The 19,890-nt window shown below is 64.8% G+C and carries 16 protein-coding genes; 9 read left to right on the top strand and 7 right to left on the bottom strand.

The window, feature by feature from the left end; all coding sequences use genetic code 11:
• Nucleotides 1-12: 12 nt before the first annotated feature.
• Complete coding sequence (locus AWJ14_RS03995; protein WP_066175253.1) at nt 13-351, bottom strand: P-II family nitrogen regulator; 339 nt, start codon at nt 349-351, stop codon at nt 13-15.
• A gap of 403 nt (nt 352-754) precedes the next feature.
• Here AWJ14_RS03995 and AWJ14_RS03990 point away from each other — a divergent pair, with 403 nt between their 5' ends.
• On the top strand, nt 755-2,248 hold the full coding sequence (locus AWJ14_RS03990; protein WP_066175251.1) for a bifunctional ADP-dependent NAD(P)H-hydrate dehydratase/NAD(P)H-hydrate epimerase: 1,494 nt from the start codon (nt 755-757) through the stop codon (nt 2,246-2,248).
• A gap of 25 nt (nt 2,249-2,273) precedes the next feature.
• On the opposite strand, the gene AWJ14_RS03985 is transcribed toward AWJ14_RS03990, so the two are convergent.
• The gene (locus AWJ14_RS03985) at nt 2,274-3,143 is read right to left on the bottom strand and encodes an AraC family transcriptional regulator (protein ID WP_083220016.1); all 870 of its coding nucleotides are present in this window, start codon (nt 3,141-3,143) and stop codon (nt 2,274-2,276) included.
• A 179-nt stretch (nt 3,144-3,322) separates the two neighbouring features.
• On the opposite strand from AWJ14_RS03985, the gene AWJ14_RS03980 reads away from it, so the two are divergent.
• Together AWJ14_RS03980 and AWJ14_RS03975 are read left to right on the top strand one after the other, a co-directional pair.
• The gene (locus AWJ14_RS03980) at nt 3,323-4,555 is read left to right on the top strand and encodes an MFS transporter (RefSeq protein WP_066175532.1); all 1,233 of its coding nucleotides are present in this window, start codon (nt 3,323-3,325) and stop codon (nt 4,553-4,555) included.
• 198 nt (nt 4,556-4,753) lie between these two features.
• Complete coding sequence (locus AWJ14_RS03975) at nt 4,754-6,022, top strand: DUF2254 domain-containing protein (RefSeq protein ID WP_066175248.1); 1,269 nt, start codon at nt 4,754-4,756, stop codon at nt 6,020-6,022.
• Between the two features lie 37 nt (nt 6,023-6,059).
• Here the strand turns inward: AWJ14_RS03975 and AWJ14_RS03970 are convergent, their stop codons facing one another.
• From AWJ14_RS03970 to uvrA, 3 genes are read right to left on the bottom strand one after another with little or no spacing between them, the layout of a single operon-like run.
• Nucleotides 6,060-6,875, bottom strand: coding sequence for a DUF72 domain-containing protein (locus AWJ14_RS03970; RefSeq protein ID WP_066175246.1), 816 nt, complete (start codon nt 6,873-6,875; stop codon nt 6,060-6,062).
• Nucleotides 6,876-6,932: 57 nt separating this feature from the next.
• Nucleotides 6,933-7,910, bottom strand: coding sequence for an HNH endonuclease (locus AWJ14_RS21835; RefSeq protein ID WP_139112522.1), 978 nt, complete (start codon nt 7,908-7,910; stop codon nt 6,933-6,935).
• A gap of 15 nt (nt 7,911-7,925) precedes the next feature.
• Nucleotides 7,926-10,847, bottom strand: coding sequence for an excinuclease ABC subunit UvrA (gene uvrA, locus AWJ14_RS03965; RefSeq protein ID WP_066175529.1), 2,922 nt, complete (start codon nt 10,845-10,847; stop codon nt 7,926-7,928).
• Between the two features lie 445 nt (nt 10,848-11,292).
• Here uvrA and AWJ14_RS03960 point away from each other — a divergent pair, with 445 nt between their 5' ends.
• Together AWJ14_RS03960 and AWJ14_RS03955 are read left to right on the top strand one after the other, a co-directional pair.
• Entirely contained in the window at nt 11,293-11,826 is a 534-nt protein-coding gene (locus AWJ14_RS03960) for a single-stranded DNA-binding protein (RefSeq protein ID WP_066175243.1), read from the top strand.
• A gap of 98 nt (nt 11,827-11,924) precedes the next feature.
• Nucleotides 11,925-12,338 carry a VOC family protein gene (locus AWJ14_RS03955; RefSeq protein WP_066175526.1) on the top strand — a complete coding sequence of 138 codons (414 nt, stop codon included), beginning with the start codon at nt 11,925-11,927 and terminating at the stop codon, nt 12,336-12,338.
• Between the two features lie 46 nt (nt 12,339-12,384).
• Here AWJ14_RS03955 and AWJ14_RS03950 read toward each other — a convergent pair whose 3' ends face one another.
• Nucleotides 12,385-12,687: a DUF1905 domain-containing protein gene (locus tag AWJ14_RS03950; RefSeq protein ID WP_066175241.1), complete on the bottom strand. Its 303-nt coding sequence runs from the start codon at nt 12,685-12,687 to the stop codon at nt 12,385-12,387.
• Between the two features lie 10 nt (nt 12,688-12,697).
• Complete coding sequence (locus tag AWJ14_RS03945; protein ID WP_066175239.1) at nt 12,698-13,327, bottom strand: MarC family protein; 630 nt, start codon at nt 13,325-13,327, stop codon at nt 12,698-12,700.
• Between the two features lie 196 nt (nt 13,328-13,523).
• On the opposite strand from AWJ14_RS03945, the gene gyrA reads away from it, so the two are divergent.
• The 4 genes from gyrA to AWJ14_RS03925 all read left to right on the top strand — a co-directional run bounded on the left by gyrA (nt 13,524) and on the right by AWJ14_RS03925 (nt 19,840).
• The gene (gyrA, locus tag AWJ14_RS03940) at nt 13,524-16,346 is read left to right on the top strand and encodes a DNA gyrase subunit A (RefSeq protein WP_066175237.1); all 2,823 of its coding nucleotides are present in this window, start codon (nt 13,524-13,526) and stop codon (nt 16,344-16,346) included.
• A gap of 235 nt (nt 16,347-16,581) precedes the next feature.
• Nucleotides 16,582-17,559: a serine hydrolase domain-containing protein gene (locus tag AWJ14_RS03935; RefSeq protein ID WP_066175235.1), complete on the top strand. Its 978-nt coding sequence runs from the start codon at nt 16,582-16,584 to the stop codon at nt 17,557-17,559.
• A gap of 179 nt (nt 17,560-17,738) precedes the next feature.
• Entirely contained in the window at nt 17,739-19,046 is a 1,308-nt protein-coding gene (locus tag AWJ14_RS03930; RefSeq protein ID WP_066175233.1) for a hypothetical protein, read from the top strand.
• A complete protein-coding gene (locus AWJ14_RS03925; protein ID WP_066175230.1) occupies nt 19,043-19,840 on the top strand; it encodes a COG3904 family protein in 798 nt (265 codons plus the stop codon). The genes AWJ14_RS03930 and AWJ14_RS03925 overlap by 4 nt, the downstream gene beginning before the upstream one ends.
• The last annotated feature ends 50 nt before the right edge of the window (nt 19,841-19,890 follow it).

Here is a 19,890-nt window from a genome sequence, read left to right as displayed (position 1 = left end):
GGGACATAGTGATCAGATGGCGTCGTTGCCGGTCTCACCGGTACGGATGCGGATGACTTCCTCGATGCTGGAGACGAAGATCTTGCCGTCGCCGATGCGCCCGGTCTGGGCCGCATTGCGAATGGCCTCGATCGCGGCTTCCGCCGTTTCGTCGGCCAGGACGATTTCGACCTTCACCTTGGGGAGAAAGTCGACGACGTATTCGGCGCCCCGATAAAGCTCTGTGTGGCCCTTCTGGCGACCGAAGCCCTTGGCCTCGGTGACAGTGATGCCCTGGAGACCAACTTCTTGAAGGGCTTCCTTCACTTCATCAAGCTTGAAGGGCTTGATGATCGCTTCGATCTTTTTCATGAGAACCAATTCTCCGCTCTGTCCTGTGAAAGCGGGCCGCTCGGCGAACGCCAAAACCCACTCGCGTGTATCAAAGCACACACTGTGCCACTTTGCAGGAAAATCGCCGGGCAGGTGATAAAATGGGCTTTATGTCGCACCAGCCCGGCTGTTTCCGCTGGCAAATCGTCCGGTTTCCTGCCTTTGCTGTCAATACGGGGTGTCGCGCGTCTGTGTCCCGGCCGCGTTGCGGCATGGCTTCGGTACGCGCTCGCGCAAGAATGATGAATTTTTATGCGTCATGCCCTGCCTAAATCATAATCAGTTAGCTCTTTTTATGGGCGCAGGGGGAGTTGGGATGCCAATCACGGCCGCAGCATCCTGCCGGCTTGACCGGCGCGCCGGGCGCATGCGACCACAGCACATGGCCATTGACGACACACGGTTGGTGACGCCCGCCGCCATGGGTGCGATCGATGCTGCCGCGGCGCGCGGCGGCATCGACAGTTTTACGCTGATGCAGGCCGCCGGCGCCCATGTCGCGGCTGTGGTGCTGGCGCACTATCCGGACGCCTTGCGGGTGGTGGTGGTGTGCGGGCCGGGCAACAATGGCGGCGACGGGCACGTGGCGGCGCGGCTGCTGATGCAAAGCGGCGTCGCGGTCGCGCGCTTCGGCGCGCCGCCCAAGCCCGGCGGCGATGCGGCGCGTGCTTTTACGGAGTGTCCGGGCAGCCTGGCGCCGCTTGAAGACTGGCAGCCCCGAGCGGGGGACGTGGTCATCGATGCGCTGTTCGGGGCAGGGCTCGACCGGGCGGTCGGCGATGACGTTGCCGCCGTGATTGCCCGCGCGGAGGCGACCGGAACGCCGGTCGTCGCCGTCGATCTTCCCTCGGGCCTGTCGGGCCGCACCGGAGCGCCCACCGGTCCCTGTTTTCGCGCCGAACACACCGTGACCTTCGCGGCGCGGAAGCCCGGCCACTTGCTGATGCCCGGGCGGGCGCTGTGCGGACGCCTGCATCTGTGCGACATCGGCATCCCGGCGCGGCTGATTGCGAGCGACGACAGGCTGTGGCGCAACCATCCGGGGCTTTATAGCGATCACCTGCCGGTTGCCGACGCCGCCGCACACAAATACACCCATGGCCATCTGGCGGTGTTTTCAGGACCGCTGATCAGTTCCGGCGCCGCGCGACTGGCGGCGGTGGCCGGGCTGCGGGCCGGGGCGGGGCTGGTGACGGTGGCCTCGCCGCCAAACGCCGTCCTGACCCAGGCGAGCCATTTCACCGCCATCATGCAACGCGCGCTTGGCGGGGCGGATGCGCTCGCCGACTGGCTCGGTGACCGGCGGCTTTCCGCCTTCGTGCTCGGGCCCGGCTTCGGCGACGCCGACAAGGCGCGCGCTTTCACCCGGCAGTTGGCCGACACCGGCCGGCCGGTAGTGCTCGATGCCGACGGGATCACCGCCCATGCGGCCTGCCGCGATGCGCTTGGGGCGGCGTTTGGCGGCGCGGTCCGGCTCGCCTTGACCCCGCATGAGGGCGAATTCGCTCGGCTGTTTCCCGATCTCGCGAAGGACCCGGCGCTCTCCAAGGTCGATCGCGCCCGCGCCGCCGCAGCCATGCTCAATGCCGTCGTCGTCTACAAGGGGGCGGATACGGTGATTGCCGCGCCGGATGGCCGCTCGGCCATCAACGCCGATGCGCCCGCCTGGCTCGCGACCGCCGGCTCGGGCGATGTGCTGGCCGGCATTCTCGGCGGACTGCTCGCGCAGGCGATGCCCGTCTTCGAAGCGGCCTGCGCGGCCGTGGCGATGCACGGGCTTGCGGCCCGGCGCGCGGGCATCGGCATGACGGCGGAGGATCTGGCGGGGCAGGTGCGTCCACCCGACCATAGCGCAGCGGACGCCGGCCGCACCTGAACCGCCGGCCGCTTTCGCGGCATGGTCATCCGGCGCGGCCGCTTGCCGCCGCGCTCAGGGCACAATCCACAATCTGGTTGCGCAGATAGGTCTTGGGCGGAGTGCCCATCATGCGGCAGAACATGGTGGTGAAGGCGGGCACGCTGTCATAGCCCAGGTCGAGGGCGACTGCCGTCACCGATTCGCCCGCGCTCAGCCGCGGCAGTGCCGCCATCAGGCAGGCCTGCTGGCGCCAGGTCGAGAGGCTGAGGCCGGTTTCGCGGCGAAAGATGCGGGTGAAGCTGCGCCGGCTCAAGCCCGCGGCTTCCGCCCACTGGTCGATGTTGAGATGGGCCGAGGGCTGGGCCACGAACGCGCGACACAGCTCCGCAAGCCGCCGGTTGGCAGGATAGGCGAGCCCGAGCGGCCGCTTTGGCAGATGCGGAATTTCGTGCAGGAGCGCGCCAAGCATATATGCGGCCCGCGGCGTAGCGGTGTCGCCGCGCAGCCGCACCGCTTCGTTCATCAGGCTGCGCATCAGCGGCGTGATGCCGGTCACCTGCAACTGCTCTGGCAGGCCGGGGACGGCATCCGGCACCACATAGACCGAATGCATGTCGACCTGGCCAATCGTATCGACCGCGTGGCGCACGCCTGCCGGGATCCACAGCGCATGGTCGCGCGGCATGATCCAGCGCCCGGCCCCGGTCGTCACCGTCAGCACGCCGCTGGAAATGTGCAGCAACTGCGCGCGGGCATGCTCGTGTTCGGCAATGTGCTGGTTGGTGGCGTAGCTGTGGGAAAACGCCATCACCGGCGCCCCGTCGGCATCGATCGCCGCATGGCGCGCCGCGCGTTCCGCGGCGGTTTCGGTGATGTGCCGTGAAAGTACCGGCGGCGATGCTGTTTCTGTCATGGCATTGGCCCAATCGCGAAAGAAATAGACCACAGCACGAAAGCGGGCAGGGGGCAAGCCATGTATCTGTGGCACCCGCGGCACGGCATGATTTGCGACCGGCCGCCGGTTCTGCGCCCCCACGCCCCCGCCATGCAGCCTGAAAGGACCAGATGATGGATGCGACGCCCGATACAACCATGTCCGCGGCCACGGTGACCGCGTCTCAGCCCGAGCCCGCCGCGGTTGCGACGCCTGCCCCGGCCGCGACATCGGCGGCGTTTTCGGTCGTGCTGGCGCTCAGCCTGTGCCATTTCCTCAACGACACCATGCAGTCCATGCTGTCGGCGATCTATCCGATGCTCAAGGCCAATTATGCGCTGACCTTTGGGCAGATCGGGTTTCTGACCTTCACCTTCCAGTTCACCGCCTCGCTGTTGCAGCCGGCCATCGGTGCCTTCACCGACAAGCGGCCGATCGGCTACGCGCTGCCGGTCGGCATGGGGTTCACCTTTTTCGGCCTCGTGCTGCTGGCCGTTGCCGGCCACTACGGGCTGCTGCTCGCCGCGGCGGCGCTGGTGGGGCTTGGGTCTGCCGTCTTCCATCCCGAATCCTCGCGCATCGCCCGGCTTGCCTCGGGCGGCAAGCACGGCACGGCGCAGTCGGTGTTTCAGCTGGGCGGCAATTTTGGCACCGCCGCCGGCCCGCTGCTGGCGGCCTTCATCGTGGTGCCCGGCGGGCAGGCGAGCGTTGCCTGGTTCTGTCTCGCGGCGCTGCTCGGGATGGTGGTGCTGACCTGGGTCAGCCGCTGGTACGGGCAGTACCGCCGTGCCGCGGCCGGGCGCCCGGCGCTGTCGACCGTTCTGGCCCACAGTCGCCGCCGCGTGATCTTCACCCTGGTGGTGCTCGCGCTCCTGGTGTTCAGCAAGAACATCTACATGGCAAGCTTCACGAGCTACTACACCTTCTACGTCATCCACCGGTTCGACGTTTCCGTGCAGGATGCGCAGCTGCTGTTGTTCCTGTTCCTGGGCGCTGCCGCCGTGGGCACCGTCGCCGGCGGTCCGATCGGCGACCGGATCGGCACCAAAGCGGTGATCTGGGTGTCGATCCTGGGCGTGCTGCCGTTCACGCTGATGCTGCCCTATGCGGACCTGTTCTGGACCGCGGTGCTGACCGTGATCATCGGCATGGTGCTTTCCTCCGCGTTTCCCGCCATCGTCGTCTTCGCCCAGGAAATGGTTCCCGGCCGGGTGGGACTGATCGCGGGCCTGTTCTTCGGCTTCGCCTTCGGCATGGGCGGTATCGCAGCCGCCGTGCTGGGACAGGTGGCGGATGCCAAGGGGATCGACTTCGTCTATGCCGTCTGCTCCTATCTGCCGTTCCTGGGGCTTCTGACCGTGTTCCTGCCGCGACAGAAGAAGGCAGGCTGACACCCCGTGCTGCGAATGCGCGCCTCGCTCCGGGGCGCGCATTCGGCCACCCCCCGCGTAAGGTGTGACTGTTTTCCCGTCCTGTTGCATAGTGAAGCCGATGGTGCCTGCGGCGTTGACGGCCGGAGGGCAGGCGGGTAACGCGCCGCACTTGCGGCATCCGCAACGGCAACGGCGCGGCAGAACGGAGCGTGGACGGTGAGATTCTACTACAATGCACTCAGGGACTACCTGGCCGAACGGCTGTGGCTGCGGCCGGCCGGATTCGGGCTGATCGCCGTGTGCGTGGTGGCGGTTGCCACCGGGATCGACCAGGTGATCGGCCAGCCCTTCTCCTTCGACATCAAAAGGGAAACCATCGACGGGTTGCTGACCATCATGGCGACCGCGATGCTGACGGTCTCCACCTTCGCCGTCTCGGTGATGCTGTCGGCCTATGTGGCGGCGATATCGGCCAGCACGCCGCGGGCCTTCTCGATCCTGGTGGCCGATTCCTTTTCGAAGCAGGCGATCTCGACCTTCATCGGCGCCTTCACCTTTTCGGTTGTCGGCCTGATCGGGCTCAATGTCGGTTTCATCCAGGCGAGCGGCCGCATCCTGCTGTTCGCGGCCACCATCAGCGTGTTCATCCTGGTGGTGGGTACCCTGATCTACTGGATCGACCACGTGGCGCGGATCAGCACCGTGTCGTCGACCATCGACAAGGTGGCGAGCCGGGCCACCGACATGCTGACCCGGCATCTGACCCATCCCGGTCATGGCGGCACGCCGGTCTATGCCAGCGCCATGCCGCCCGACGGGGCGCTGGCGGTGCTCTCCTCCTTCACCGGCACGGTCCAGTTCATCGATGTCGCAGCGCTTTCCGGGGTTGCCGAGGAGCATGGCCTCACTGTGCATGTCGCCGTGCGGCTCGGCGACGTGATCGGCCAGGGCCGGCCCATCGTCTGGCTTTATGACGGCCCGCTGGAAGCGGTCGACGACGATGCCAAGCGCGCGGTCAGCGCGGCGATCCGCATCGGCCAGAGCCGCCACCGCAGCGAGGACGCGGTGCTCGCGCTCAAGACGCTGTCGGAAATCGGCGACCGGGCGCTGTCGCCCGGCATCAACGATCCGGGCACCGCCAACGACATTCTCGATGCGCTTTTGCAGGTTTTCTCCGACGCGACGCGGGCGAGCGAACAGGCAGGGACGGCGCACCAGCACCCGCGGGTGCTGGTGCCGATCATGGACCCCGAACAGGTGCTGACCGCCGCCTTCGAGCAGATCGCCCGGGACGGCGCCAGCTTCGTCGAGGTCGCGGTGCATCTCCAGCACACGCTGTCGGCCGTCGCCGATTGCCTGCCGGCGGTCTGGACCGAGGCGCTTCGGGAGCAATCCTGCCGCGCGCTCGACCGCGCCAAGGGGGCGATGACCCATCCGCACGACATCGCCCGCGTCGAGGCCGCGGCGACCCTCGCCGCCGGCTGAACCGGTTCGGGCGGCACGGCGGCTGGCGGGGCAGGGCTCAGGCCGGCTGGTCCAGCCTGGCCTGCAGGGCCTTTGCCCCATGGGGTGCGTTGACCTTGCCGCCGGTGATGAAGAAGGCGAAGACGTCGCGCGGCTTCGTCTCGACCTTGCGATCCTTTGCGACCAGAGGCAGGTCGCCCGGTGCGCCACCCTCGGCATAGGTCCGGAACCGCCCGGCCCAGGCGTCGATCTCGCCCTCCGGGTAGCACGTGGGCGTTTCGTCGCTGCCGCGCTGCAGCCGCGCATAGACGAAATCGGCGGTCACGTCGGCAAACATCGGATACTCGTGATGGTCGGCCACCACCGCCGCAACCCCGTATTTGGCGATCAGATCGATAAATTCCGGCGTGCAGAAACTGTCATGGCGCGGCTCGACGACGTGGCGCAAGGCGAGGCCGTCCTGCTCCTTGGGCAGGAGCTTGAGGAAACCCTCGAAATCTTCCGGCTCGAATTTCTTGGTCGCCATGAACTGCCACAGGATCGGGCCCAGATGGGGGCCGAGTTCGCTGATCCCCTGGGACAGGAATTTCTCGATCGACGGCCCGCCGTCCGACAGCACCTTGCGGTTGGTGCAGTAGCGGCTGGCCTTCAATGAAAACACGAAGCCCTCGGGCACATCCTCGGCCCACTTGGCGAAGGTGGCCGGCTTCTGGCTGCCGTAATAGGTTCCGTTGACCTCGATCGCCCGGAGTTCGCGGCTGGCATATTCGAGCTGCCGGCGCTTGGCGAGTTTCTCGGGATAGAACTGACCGTTCTCCCACGGCTCGAACACCCAGCCGCCGATGCCAGTGCGAATTGTGCCGGAAATTGTCATTCGTCTAGCGACCTTCCTAAGAAAACGTAATCGACATTTCTGCATTCTATACAGTTTCTAAGGAACATAGTCGTCGCTTTTGTCCCGATTGCAATCAAAGCAAGTTAATCGAATGTTCTGCTCTTCTGAACTTCCGCCTCGTGAAATTGGGATAATGTGGTCAAACTCTACTTCATCATCTTTAAGGTGTGTGCTACAGTGTTGGCATGTATAGTTATCCCGTCTAACGACACGAATTTTCACCTTAAATGGTATGTAGCGCCCACGCCGTCGTTCAGTGGAAGTCTCTGTTAGTGCCTCCGCAGCAAAAAAGACCGGGCAGATATGTCCAAAAACGTTGCATTCACCATTGCTGAATGTCTCAGGTACGGCATCAGGATAGTCTGCAGGGTCAAAATTTCGAACACGGTCCTCAAACCACGCTCTGCGTGCAGGTTCCAAAGGTGACCGATTGTCAGATTTGCCCGATTTGAGAGCCTCCAAGTGTTTCACTTTTATAGCAGCTGCTTCAGCGCGTAGTTCAGACCAAACATCTGAAGGATAATCACTCTCTTTTATATCCCGATCATCTATTTCATAGGCTGTTCTATAGATGTGTATAGGAGGCAAACGCCCCCCTAGCCATTTTTCTATTTTTTCATCATCGGAAGAAGCTTCTGATGCGGCTTCTAGCGTCGCCCGTTGAATGAGCGTATTGCGTGCCTGGTGGAGTAATATTTGATCGTCTGAAACCCATCTTCTGAGCTGATCTCGAGTCTCTTGTGTCAGTTCATCAACGGTACCAACAAGACCCGATTTCAGACATTCTTGAAAATACTCGATATGTTCAATCATGCCTTCACGTAGGGGAGGGATGATTGGTGAATCTTCAACCAAAGGACCATAAGGGCAATATTTTAGTTCCCAGCAAGGCTTGCAAACACGACTGGTTCGATCTTTCCAGTCCAAAAGAACATTCTCGTCGGAATCTGCAATGTCGTAGCCAAGCGCGGACTTAATGCTCGGATGGATTTCAATTCTTGAATTTTTAGCCACGCCCGATTATCCCTCTCACTCCGCCGCTTCCACCCGTTTTCCGGGACGCCGCTCCAGAAGCTCCTTGAGGAACTGGCCGGTATAGCTGCGCTCGATCTTGACGATGTCTTCGGGCGTGCCTTCGGCGACGATCTCGCCGCCACCGTCGCCGCCTTCGGGGCCGAGATCGATCACCCAGTCGGCGGTCTTGATGACTTCGAGATTGTGCTCGATCACCACCACCGAATTGCCCTGGTCGACCAGTTCGTGTAGCACTTCGAGAAGTTTCGCGACATCGTGGAAATGCAGCCCCGTGGTCGGCTCGTCGAGGATGTAGAGCGTGCGGCCGGTCGAGCGCTTGGATAGCTCCTTGGCGAGCTTGACGCGCTGGGCTTCGCCGCCCGACAGCGTGGTGGCCTGCTGGCCGACCTTGATATAGCCGAGCCCCACGCCTTCGAGCGCCTGCAACTTGTCGCGCACGGCGGGGACGGCGGCGAAGAACTCGACGCCTTCCTCGACCGTCATGTCGAGCACGTCGGCGATCGATTTGCCCTTGAAGGTGACGTCGAGCGTCTCGCGGTTGTAGCGCTTGCCGTGGCAGACGTCGCAGGTGACATAGACGTCGGGCAGGAAGTGCATTTCGATCTTGATGACGCCATCGCCCTGGCAGGCCTCGCAGCGCCCGCCCTTGACGTTGAAAGAGAACCGGCCGGGCTGATAGCCGCGCGCCTTGGCCTCGGGGAGGCCCGCGAACCAGTCGCGGATCGGCGTGAAGGCGCCGGTATAGGTCGCCGGGTTAGAGCGCGGCGTGCGACCGATCGGCGACTGGTCGATGTCGATCACCTTGTCGATATGTTCGAAACCGTCGATGCGGTCGTGGTCGGCCGGGTTTTCGCGCGCGCCCATCACCCGGCGCGCCGCCGCCTTGTAGAGCGTCTCGATCAGGAAGGTCGACTTGCCGCCGCCCGACACGCCGGTGACCGCCGTGAACAGGCCGAGCGGGATCGAGGCGGAGACGTCCTTCAGGTTGTTGCCGCGCGCGCCCACGACGCGCAGCTCCTTCTTTTTCTTGGGCTTGCGCCGCTCGGTCGGCACCAGCACCTCGAGCTCGCCCGAAAGATACTTGCCGGTGATCGAGCGCGGATGGGCCATGATGTCTCGCGGCGAGCCTTGCGCGATGATCTCGCCGCCATGGATGCCCGCATGCGGGCCGATATCGACCACATAGTCGGCGGTGCGGATCGCGTCCTCGTCATGCTCGACCACGATCACGGTGTTGCCGATGTCGCGCAGATGCTTGAGCGTTTCCAGGAGCCGCGCATTGTCGCGCTGGTGCAGGCCGATCGACGGCTCGTCGAGCACGTAGAGCACGCCGGTCAGGCCCGAGCCGATCTGCGAGGCGAGCCGGATGCGCTGGCTTTCGCCGCCCGACAGCGAGCCCGAATTGCGGCTCAGGGTGAGATAGTCGAGGCCGACATCGTTCAAGAATTTCAGCCGGTCGCGGATTTCCTTGAGGATGCGCACGGCGATCTGGTTCTGCTGCTCGTTGAGATGCGCAGGCAGGGCTTCGAACCAGCCTCCGGCATTGCGGATCGACAGTTCCGTGACCTCGCCGATATGGCAGCCGTTGATCTTGACCGCACGCGCCTCGGGCTTCAAGCGGTAGCCGTCGCAGGCCGGGCAGGGGGCATTCGACATGTAGCGCTCGATTTCCTCGCGCGCCCAGGCGCTGTCGGTTTCCTTCCAGCGGCGTTCGAGATTGGGGATGATGCCCTCGAAGGTCTTCGCCGTGGTGTAGGACCTGAGCCCGTCGTCATATTTGAAGGCGATCTTCTCGTTGGTGCCGCGCAGGATCGCGGCCTGGCCGGCGGCGGGAAGGTCGTCCCAGCGGTCGGAGAGCTTGAAGCCGAAATGCTTGCCCAGCGCCTCGAGCGTCTGGGTGTAATAGGGCGAGCTCGATTTGGCCCAGGGCGCCACCGCGCCTGCACGCAGCGTGAGCCCCGGCTCGGGCACGATCAGCGCCTCGTCAATGGTCTTCTGGGTGCCGAGCCCGTCACAGGTCGGGCAGGCGCCATGGGGATTGTTGAAGGAAAACAGCCGCGGCTCGATCTCGGAAATGGTGAAGCCAGAGACCGGGCAGGCGAATTTTTCCGAAAACAGGATGCGTTCGTGGGTTTCGTTCAGGGACTTGTTGGCCGAGCCACCGGCCGAGGTTTCGGCCTCCGGCAGCGGCTTGTCGGCGAATTCGGCGATCGCCAGACCGTCAGCGAGGCTCAGGCAGGTTTCCAGGCTGTCGGCCAGGCGCGCGGCAATGTCGGGCCGCACGACGATGCGATCGACGACGATGTCGATGTCGTGCTTGTATTTCTTGTCGAGCGCCGGCGCATCGGCGATCTCGTAATAGCTGCCGTCGATCTTGACCCGCTGAAAGCCCTTTTTCATGAACTCGGCCAGTTCCTTGCGGTACTCGCCCTTGCGGCCGCGCACGACCGGCGCGAGCACGTAAAGCCGCGTGCCTTCCTCGAGCGCGAGCACGCGGTCGACCATCTGGCTCACGGTCTGGCTTTCGATCGGCAGGCCGGTGGCGGGCGAATAGGGCACGCCTACGCGGGCGAACAGAAGCCGCATGTAGTCGTAGATCTCGGTTACCGTGCCGACGGTCGAGCGCGGGTTGCGGCTCGTCGTCTTCTGCTCGATCGAGATTGCCGGCGAAAGCCCGTCGATCTGGTCGACATCGGGCTTCTGCATCATTTCCAGGAACTGGCGCGCATAGGCCGACAGGCTCTCGACATAGCGGCGCTGGCCTTCCGCATAGATCGTGTCGAAGGCCAGCGACGACTTGCCCGAGCCCGACAGCCCGGTCATCACGATCAGGCTGTTGCGGGGGAGGTCGAGATCGACATTCTTGAGATTGTGCTCGCGGGCACCGCGAATGGTGATCGATTTGAGTTCCGGGATGACGCCGCCGATTTTCGATTTGAGTTCCGTCATGACGCCGCCGATTTGCCGTGGAGAGGCACGCGGCGTTCGTGCGAACGCGGCAGGCCACTCCCTTGTCCTGTCCCAAGTCTTGCGGGTCCGCCGGTCCGTTAAGGGCGCGACCGCGTCCCGCAAAACACATGAAGCCCCCGTATCACCACCACGTCCTGTGTCGGTGCCGGAGGGCCGTTCGTCCCATACATAAGCGCACCGCCGCCAATGTCGAGCCGCCCCGTTTGCCGGTCAAGCTGCCGGGATCGAATCTCTTGACAGAAGCTGACACAGATTATAGAACAAATAAAGAACAAAAAAGGCTTGTGGATTGTCCCTGCTCCTGCAGCAGCGCCGGGGGCGATCCTGTAAGGTGCGTCTTGATCTATCGGGGCGGCGCGTGCCGCCTGAATTGGCATGGAAGGTGAACATCATGGCGGGCAGCGTCAACAAGGTCATTCTCATCGGCAATCTGGGCGCGGACCCGGAAATCCGCCGCACCCAGGACGGCCGGCCGATTGCCAACCTGTCGGTGGCAACGTCGGAAAGCTGGCGCGACAAGAACACCGGCGAACGCCGCGAAAAGACCGAATGGCACCGCGTGGTGATCTTCAACGAAGGTCTGTGCAAGATCGCGGAGAACTATCTGAAGAAGGGCTCCAAGGTCTATCTCGAAGGCCAGTTGCAGACCCGCAAATGGACCGACCAGTCCGGCCAGGACAAATATTCGACCGAAGTGGTGCTGCAGGGTTTCAACGGCAACCTGACCATGCTCGACGGCCGCGGCGAAGGCGGTGGTGGTGGTGATTATGGCGGGGGCGGTGGCGGCAGCCGTGGCGGCGATTACGGCGGCGGTTCGTCGGGTGGCGATCGCGGCGGCTTCGGTGGCGGCTCGTCCGGCGGCGGTGGCTTTGGCGGCGGCGGTGGCGGTTCCTCCCGCGACCTCGACGACGACATTCCGTTCTGAGGACGAGACCCGACCACTCCCGAACCCGCCAAGCTTGATTGGCGGGTTTCTCGTTTTTGGCCACGGCATTGCTCGGGGCGGGCAAAAGGGGGGAAGCACTGCGACAGTCCATCACCCATGTCGCGCTGGTGGTGCGCGACTATGACGAGGCGATCGCATTCTATTGCGGCGTGCTCGGTTTCGATCTTCTCGAAGACAGCTACCAGCCCGAGCAGGACAAGCGCTGGGTGGTGGTGCGTCCGCAAGGCGGGCAGGGCACGGCGATCCTGCTCGCGCGCGCGGCGAAGGCCGAACAGGAGCCTTTTATCGGCAACCAGACCGGCGGCCGCGTCTTCCTGTTTCTCAACACCGATGATTTCTGGCGCGACTACACCCGTCTGGTGGCCGAGGGCGTCAAGTTCGTGCGCGAGCCCAAGACCGAGGACTATGGCACGGTCGCCGTGTTCCGTGACCTCTACGGCAATCTGTGGGACCTGCTGCAATTGCGCGAAGGCCATCCGGCGGCGGGGTGATTCCCGCGCGGGCCGCGGCGCCCGTGGAAGACGCGCCTGCCTGGCCTCAGCCGGTTCGCAGCTCCACCTGGGCCCGGTCGCCGGTGTGCAGCGCTTCCGCCTTGCGGACGGCGGCCTTGACCGGCAGGAAGAAGCAGCCTGATTTCCTGTCGGGAAACAGCGACGTGGCCCAGCGGCTCCCGCCAATCCGGACCGTCACGCGCACCGAGCCGAATCCGTTGGTCTTGCCGGCGAAGAACCGAATCTGCCGGGACACGTTTTCCGGCACGGTGATGAAATGCCAGGCCGCTTTCTCGCCGGGATAGAGCCAGAGTTCGGCCTCGAAACGATAGCTCTGGTCGGGCTCCATGTCTTGCGCCTCAGACCGTCACGAAGGCCTGCTTGATGCCGTCGACGACGAACTGCACCGACAGGGCCGCCAGGATCACGCCGAGCAGGCGAGTCAGGATGGTGCGGCCGGTGTCGCCCAGGAACTGGTCGATGCGCTCGGCGATCACCAGGAAGGCAAACAGCACCAGCGAGGCGGCCAGGATCACGCCGATCAGCCCCGCGCGCTCGACCGGGGCATAGAACGAGCCTGCCAGCAGGATCACGGCGGAGATCGCGCCGGGGCCCGCGATCAGCGGTATCGCCAGCGGGAACACCGAGACATTGGAAATGTGGTCCTTGGTCACGGCCCGTTCAGCGCTCTTTTCCTGCCGCTCGTGGCGCTTTTCGAAGATCATTTCGAAGGCGATCCAGAACAGCAGGATGCCGCCGGCGATGCGGAAGGCGCCGAGCGAGATGCCGAGAAGGCCCAGAAGGCTGGCCCCGGCAATGGCGAAGACGGTCAGGATGCCTGCCGCGGTCACCGTGCCGCGCAGCGCCACCTGGATGCGCTGGCTGCGGGTCATGCCCGTGGTCAGGCCGAGGAAGATCGCCGCCAGGCCCGGCGGGTCGAACATCACGATGATCGTGACGAAGGCATTGACGATCATGTCCACGGTCATGGCGCGCTCCCGCAGGGCCCTTCAAAACGGCCACGTTCCCCTGCCTACGACAGCGCGGCTGCGAACAAAACCCCCGCAATGGCCAGCAACCGTGGAGAACTCTGCGCAAAACCCGATTCCGGGCTCGAAAATTGGCGACGTCGTCGGCTTTCCGCTATAAGGCAGGAATGATTCCATCCAATTTTCGTGGACCGCTTTGACAGACCAGAACAAACCTTCCGGACCCCTCACGCCGGGCATCGAGCCGGTTTCGATCATCGAGGAAATGCAGCGCTCCTATCTCGATTATGCCATGAGCGTGATCGTCAGCCGTGCACTGCCGGATGTGCGCGACGGGCTCAAGCCCGTGCATCGCCGCATCATCTATGCGTCCCATGAGAGCGGGTACCACTGGAACCGCAAATATGTGAAATCGGCGCGCCCGGTCTCCGACGTGATGGGCAAGTACCACCCGCATGGCGACTCCTCGATCTACGACGCCATGGTGCGCATGGCGCAGCACTGGTCGATGGGGGCCATGCTGATCGACGGGCAGGGCAATTTCGGCTCGATCGACGGCGACCCGCCGGCGGCAATGCGCTACACCGAGGCCAGGCTCACCAAGCTCGCCCACGAGATGATCGAGGACATCGACAAGGAAACGGTCGATTTCCAGGAGACCTACGACAACTCCAGCGAGGAGCCGAAGGTCCTTCCGGCGCGCTTCCCGAACATGCTGGTCAATGGCGGCGGCGGCATCGCCGTTGGCATGGCGACCAATATCCCGACCCACAACCTGGTCGAGGTCTGCAACGCCACCATGGCGCTGATGGACAATCCGGCGATCGATCTCCTAGACCTGATGCAGATCATCCCGGGGCCGGATTTCCCGACCGGCGGCATCATTCTCGGCCGCGCCGGCATTCGCTCCGCTTTCGAGACCGGCCGCGGCTCCGTGGTGATCCGCGGCAAGGTGCATGTCGAACCGATGCGCAACGACCGCGAAGCGATCATCATCACCGAGGTTCCCTATCAGGTGAACAAGGCGACGATGATCGAGAAGATGGCCGAACTCGTGCGCGACAAGCGCATCGAGGGCATTTCCGACCTGCGCGACGAATCCGACCGCCAGGGCTACCGGGTGGTGATCGAGCTCAAGCGCGACGCCAATGCCGACGTGATCATCAACCAGCTCTACCGCTACACGCCGTTGCAGACCTCGTTCGGGGTCAACATGGTGGCGCTCAACGGCGGCAAGCCGGAACTGATGAACCTGATCGACGTGCTCAAGGCCTTCATCTCGTTCCGCGAGGACGTCGTCACCCGGCGTACCAAATATCTGTTGCGCAAGGCGCGTGAACGCGCGCATGTGCTGGTCGGCCTTGCCATTGCGGTCGCCAATATCGACGAGGTGATCGCGCTGATCCGCAACGCGCCGGACCCGGCGACGGCGCGCGACCAGCTGATGACGCGGCGCTGGCCGGCAATGGACGTGGAATCGCTGATCCGGCTGATCGACGATCCGCGCCACCGCATCAACGAGGACGGCACCTACAACCTGTCGGAGGAACAGGCCCGCGCCATCCTCGAACTCAGGCTGTCGCGCCTGACCGCGCTCGGCCGCGACGAGATCGGCGACGAACTCGGCAAGATCGGCGACGAGATCAAGGATTTCCTGGACATTCTCGGCTCGCGCGCCCGCGTGCAGCAGATCATCAAGGACGAACTGATTGCCGTGCGCGACGAATTCGGCGTGGCGCGGCGCACCGAGATCGCCGAAGGCGGTCCGGACATGGACGACGAGGACCTGATCCCGCGCGAGGACATGGTGGTGACCGTGTCGCATTCGGGCTATATCAAGCGCGTGCCGCTCGCCACCTACCGGGCGCAGCGCCGCGGCGGCAAGGGCCGCTCCGGCATGTCGACCAAGGATGAGGATTTCGTCACCCGGCTGTTCGTGGTCAACACCCACACGCCGGTCTTGTTCTTCTCCTCGCGCGGCATCGTCTACAAGGAAAAGGTCTGGCGCCTGCCGATCGGCACGCCGACCTCGCGCGGCAAGGCGCTGATCAACATGCTCCCGCTCGAGCAGGGCGAACGCATCACCTCGATCATGCCGCTGCCGGAAGACGAGGCGAGCTGGGCCGAACTCGACGTGATGTTCGCGACCACGCGCGGCACCGTCCGGCGCAACAAGCTCAGCGACTTCGTCCAGGTCAACCGCAACGGCAAGATCGCCATGAAGCTCGAAGGCGAGGGCGACGAGATCCTGAATGTCGAGACCTGCAACGAGCTGAACGACGTGCTGCTGACCACGGCGCTCGGCCAGTGCATCCGCTTCTCGGTGGATGACGTGCGCGTGTTCGCGGGCCGCAACTCGGTCGGTGTGCGTGGCATCTCGCTCGCCGAGGGGGATTCGATCATCTCGATGACCATCGTCCATCATGTCGATGCCGATGCGTCGGAACGGGCGGCCTATCTCAAGCGCGCGGTGACCGAACGGCGCGCGGCGAGCGGCGATGAAGCGGATGTCGAGGAGGTCGGTCTGGTCGGCGAGGAGGCCGCGGATGCGGGCGAACTCTCCGATGAGCGCTATGCCGAACTCAAGGCGCGGGAACAGCAGATCCTGACGGTCTCCGCAAAGGGCTACGGCAAGCGCTCGTCGAGCTACGAGTTCCGCATTTCGGGCCGCGGCGGCAAGGGCATCCGCGCCACCGACACCTCGAAGACCGGCGAGATCGGCCCGCTGGTCGCAGCCTTCCCGGTGGAAGACGGCGACCAGATCATGATGGTCTCGGATCGTGGCCAGGTGATCCGCGTCCCGGTCAACGGCATCCGTCTTGCGAGCCGCGCCACCAAGGGCGTGACCATCTTCTCGACCGGCAAGGACGAGCGCGTGGTCTCCGTCGACCGCATCAGCGAGCCCGAGCCCGAGGAAGAACTCGAAGACGTGGCCGACGCCGTGGTCGAAGCCGGCACCGAGGGACCCGACGCAGACGAAGCCGGCGGAGCCGGTGACGGGACACCGCCCGAGGCGTAAGGCGCCCATCCATGAAGATGCAGAAAGCCGGGGAGGAGACTTCCCGGCTTTTTTGTCGGGGTGGCGCCAAAGCTTGGTGCCGCTTCCGGCTGGACCGGACGGTCGCGGCTCCGGACACGCTCACTCCGGTTCAATGATCGGAATTTGCGGCGCCGTCACCGAAGGTCATGCGCAAGCGCCATCTCCTCTCCACAATTCTGCCCTCCGTTGGACACGGGAAAAACAGGAGATATCCATGCTCACGCGCCGCACTTTTTCGCTTTCGCTTCTTGCCATGCCTGCGCTCGCCTCGCGCGCTGCCGCGCAGCGGGCCGATCTCGAAACGGCGATCGCCGGGCTTGACCAGTTGCATTCGATCCAGGTGCGCAAGGGCGACGAAACCGTCTTTGCCGCGGCGCCGCGCGGGCCGGGTCTCGACCGGATCGCCAATATCAAGTCCTGTTCGAAGTCGATCGTGGCGCTCTTGCTCGGCACCGCGATCGAGCGTGGCGAGATAGATGGTGTCGATGCGCGGCTCGGCGATGTTGCACCGGCGATCATTCCGCCAGACGCGACCGATGGCGTTGCCGATATCACGATGGAGGACCTGGTCACGCTCCGCGCCGGCCTGGAACGCACCTCCGGCCCGAACTACGGCGCCTGGATCGCCTCGTCTAACTGGCTGGCCGACGCGCTCGGCCGCCCCTTCGAGGCGGAACCCGGGGGGCGGATGCTCTATTCGACGGCCAGCACCCACATTCTCGGCGCGGCGCTCGCCGAGGCGACCGGAGAGAGCTTGCTGGCGCTCGCCCGCACGCGCCTGGGTGCTCCGCTCGGCATCGAGATCCCGCCCTGGCAACGCGATCCGCAAGGCTACTATATGGGCGGCAACCAGATGGGGCTGACCCCGCACGGCATGCTGCGCGTCGCGACCATGGTGCGGGATGGCGGCCGGTTCGAGGGCTCTCAGGTCGTCTCCCGTGACTGGATCGAACGCTCGCTCCAATCGAGGACCTCGTCGCCGTGGTCGGGCCTCGGCTATGGCTATGGCTGGTTCCTCAGCCGTTCGGGCTTTGCACTCGCCCGCGGCTATGGCGGCCAGATCATCGCCGTCCATCGCGCGCGTGACCTCGCCATTGCCATCACGTCCGATCCGAACCGGCCCGCCCGTTCGGAAGGCTATTTCGGCGCGCTGATGGAGCTTCTGGAAGGGCCGGTTCTCGCGCTGGCCTGAGATCCGGTGCGCGCCGCGCGCGCATCCGGCTTTCGGGATCGGGCGCGGACCGCATCTGTCCGGGTCGGCAGCCCTCCCGTGGCGGGTTCCCGGCCAAGAGAGCCGAAACCACCCGGCGGCCTTCATTTCGCCCCGTTCTTAAGACTTTGTTAATTCTTCTCTCGCCCCCGGAGGTCTTCATGGCGCTTGGCGCATCGCACCGTTTGCACGATGGCGTCGTCGCCGTCGAAACCATGACGCGCTTTGCGCTCGCCGTGCTGGCGCTGGCCTCCGGCGTCTACACCTATCTTGGGGTCCGCAGCCTGCTTGACGGGTCGCCCACGGCGATCTTCTTTGCCGCCATCATCTATTCGGCATCGGTGTCGGTCGCGATCTACGCCTTCTGGTCCTACATGGCGCGGTTTTATCCGCATGTCACTGGCACGGCATCCCGTGGCGCGCTGATCGGCGTGATGGCGCTTGGCTGCGCGATGATCATCGCCATGTCGAGCTGGCTCAACGCGGCAGCCCTTGCCGGATCGGCGGCGCTCGAACAGCATCTCGCCGAAACGGTGCAGGATTACACCGCCGACCTCGACCAGGCGCATCAGAACGCGCTCGCCGCCCAAAGCCTGCTGCCGGACATCCAGCGCACCTCCGAACGCTTCGCGCGGCTCGCGGAGGACGAGCGCCAGAACGGGGCGCTCACGGGCACGACCGGCTCGGGAAGCGTCGTGCAGCTCCTGTCGCAGATGTCGGCGCAGTTGAGCGAGCTCGAGACCGGCATCATCGCGTCGCGGGAGCGGGTGACGACGCTGTTCGACCAGGGGCGCGGCCATCTCGAAACCATGCGCCGGCTGGTCTCTGCGCCCGGCGCCATCGCGCCGCGCAGCGACGAATTCTCGGCCGAGGTCGTGGCGCTCTCGGGTGTGATCACCTCGCTCGAACAGACCTCGATCGCCCCATCGGTCAAGCGGGCTGCCGAAGACCTGTCGCTCGGCTTCATCGCGCCGGTCGCCGATGGCCGGGCCGCCGACCTTGCAAACCGCCAGGACCAGGTGATGCAGACGATCCGCGCCTCGGTCTCCGCCCAGTCGCAGGTTCTCTCCGAGGCGGCCGACGGGATTCTCGCGCGCCCGCCGGTGGCCGAGCGCCGCTTCGTGCCGCTGTCGTCGGCCGAAGCGGTGCTGCGCTATGCCGGCGATTTCATCCCGGCCTGGGCCGGGGCGATCTCGATCGACCTGCTGCCCGCCGTTCTCGTCTTCATCCTCGCCGTGGTGCACGGGGCGATCCGGCAGCAGGAAGAGCGGTTGCCCTTCGCCCAGCGGATCACCGCAGCCGAGCTGCTCGAGGCGCTCGAGGTGCAACGGGCGCTCGGCCGACAGGGCATCGACATCGAACAGGTGATCGAGGCGAACGAGACCGAGGCCGACCGCACCCGGGCGGACTCCAACATCACCAGCCTCGACATGACGGCAAAGGCGCCGCGCAAGGGGCCGCCCGCATGAGCGCCCGATCGCTCGGCACGCGCCTGAAGACGGCCTTTCTGACCGCCGATGACGGCCTGCTGATGCGCAGCGCCTTCTTCGGGCTTCTGGCTTTCGCGGGCGCGTTCCTGTTTGTGGATCTGAGGGAACTCAGTCAGGCGACGGCGGCGCTCCCCGCTCATGACCCGATGACGACGGCGGCCCCCGTGCTTCCGCCGGCGCTGACCGACGGGGTTCCGCAAGCGCCGCCGGTCGCGCCGGAGAGTTCGCCCGAAGTGCTGCGCAAGCCGATCGTGTTCGAGCTCCTGCCAGGGGGAGAACTCAAGGCGGAAGGTTCGATCGATCCGGGCGCAGCCGCCCGCTTCGCCGCTGAAATTGCGGCGCGTGGCGAATATGTGAAGACGGTGTCGCTCAATTCGCCCGGCGGCTCCGTCGACGACGCGCTCTTGATGTCGAAACTGATCCGGGAGCGGGGCCTCGACACCAAGGTGGCGGCCAAGGCGCTCTGCGCCTCTTCCTGCCCGCTCATCTTTGCCGGCGGTGTTTCGCGCATGGCGGAACAGGACGCCGTCATCGGCGTGCATCAGGTCTTCAGCGCGGGACGGGACAGGCCGTCGGCCGAACAGGCCATGTCCGGGGCGCAGAGCATGACCGCGCGCATCACCCGCCATCTCGACGAGATGGGCATCGGCAGCGGCCTGTGGATCCATGCGCTCGAAACACCACCGGACCGGCTCTATTACCTGACGCCCGACGAAATGGCTCAGTTCAAGCTGACCACCGCTCCGGGGCTGGTGGCAAGGCAGGCGGACTAAAGCGTGTCGCATCTATTGTGCCTCATAGCCTGCAGCCTTGAAGAAGTTTC

The sequence above is a fragment of the Parahoeflea olei genome (genome assembly GCF_001703635.1).
Classification (GTDB): Bacteria; Pseudomonadota; Alphaproteobacteria; order Rhizobiales; family Rhizobiaceae; genus Hoeflea; species Hoeflea olei.
The sequence above is the reverse complement of the archived record's forward strand: the minus strand, read 5'-3'. Positions and strand labels throughout refer to the sequence as shown.

What these genes read in the sequence shown, in the direction of transcription:
- AWJ14_RS03990 (WP_066175251.1), top strand. Translation starts at nt 755, where the DNA reads ATGGCCATTGACGACACACGGTTGGTGACGCCCGCCGCCATGGGTGCG.
- AWJ14_RS03925 (WP_066175230.1), top strand. Translation starts at nt 19,043, where the DNA reads ATGAGCGCCCGATCGCTCGGCACGCGCCTGAAGACGGCCTTTCTGACC.
- AWJ14_RS03980 (WP_066175532.1), top strand. Translation starts at nt 3,323, where the DNA reads ATGTCCGCGGCCACGGTGACCGCGTCTCAGCCCGAGCCCGCCGCGGTT.
- AWJ14_RS03935 (WP_066175235.1), top strand. Translation starts at nt 16,582, where the DNA reads ATGCTCACGCGCCGCACTTTTTCGCTTTCGCTTCTTGCCATGCCTGCG.
- AWJ14_RS03995 (WP_066175253.1), bottom strand. Translation starts at nt 351, where the DNA reads ATGAAAAAGATCGAAGCGATCATCAAGCCCTTCAAGCTTGATGAAGTG.
- AWJ14_RS03985 (WP_083220016.1), bottom strand. Translation starts at nt 3,143, where the DNA reads ATGACAGAAACAGCATCGCCGCCGGTACTTTCACGGCACATCACCGAA.
- AWJ14_RS03970 (WP_066175246.1), bottom strand. Translation starts at nt 6,875, where the DNA reads ATGACAATTTCCGGCACAATTCGCACTGGCATCGGCGGCTGGGTGTTC.
- AWJ14_RS03945 (WP_066175239.1), bottom strand. Translation starts at nt 13,327, where the DNA reads ATGACCGTGGACATGATCGTCAATGCCTTCGTCACGATCATCGTGATG.
- AWJ14_RS03930 (WP_066175233.1), top strand. Translation starts at nt 17,739, where the DNA reads ATGGCGCTTGGCGCATCGCACCGTTTGCACGATGGCGTCGTCGCCGTC.
- AWJ14_RS03950 (WP_066175241.1), bottom strand. Translation starts at nt 12,687, where the DNA reads ATGGAGCCCGACCAGAGCTATCGTTTCGAGGCCGAACTCTGGCTCTAT.
- AWJ14_RS03960 (WP_066175243.1), top strand. Translation starts at nt 11,293, where the DNA reads ATGGCGGGCAGCGTCAACAAGGTCATTCTCATCGGCAATCTGGGCGCG.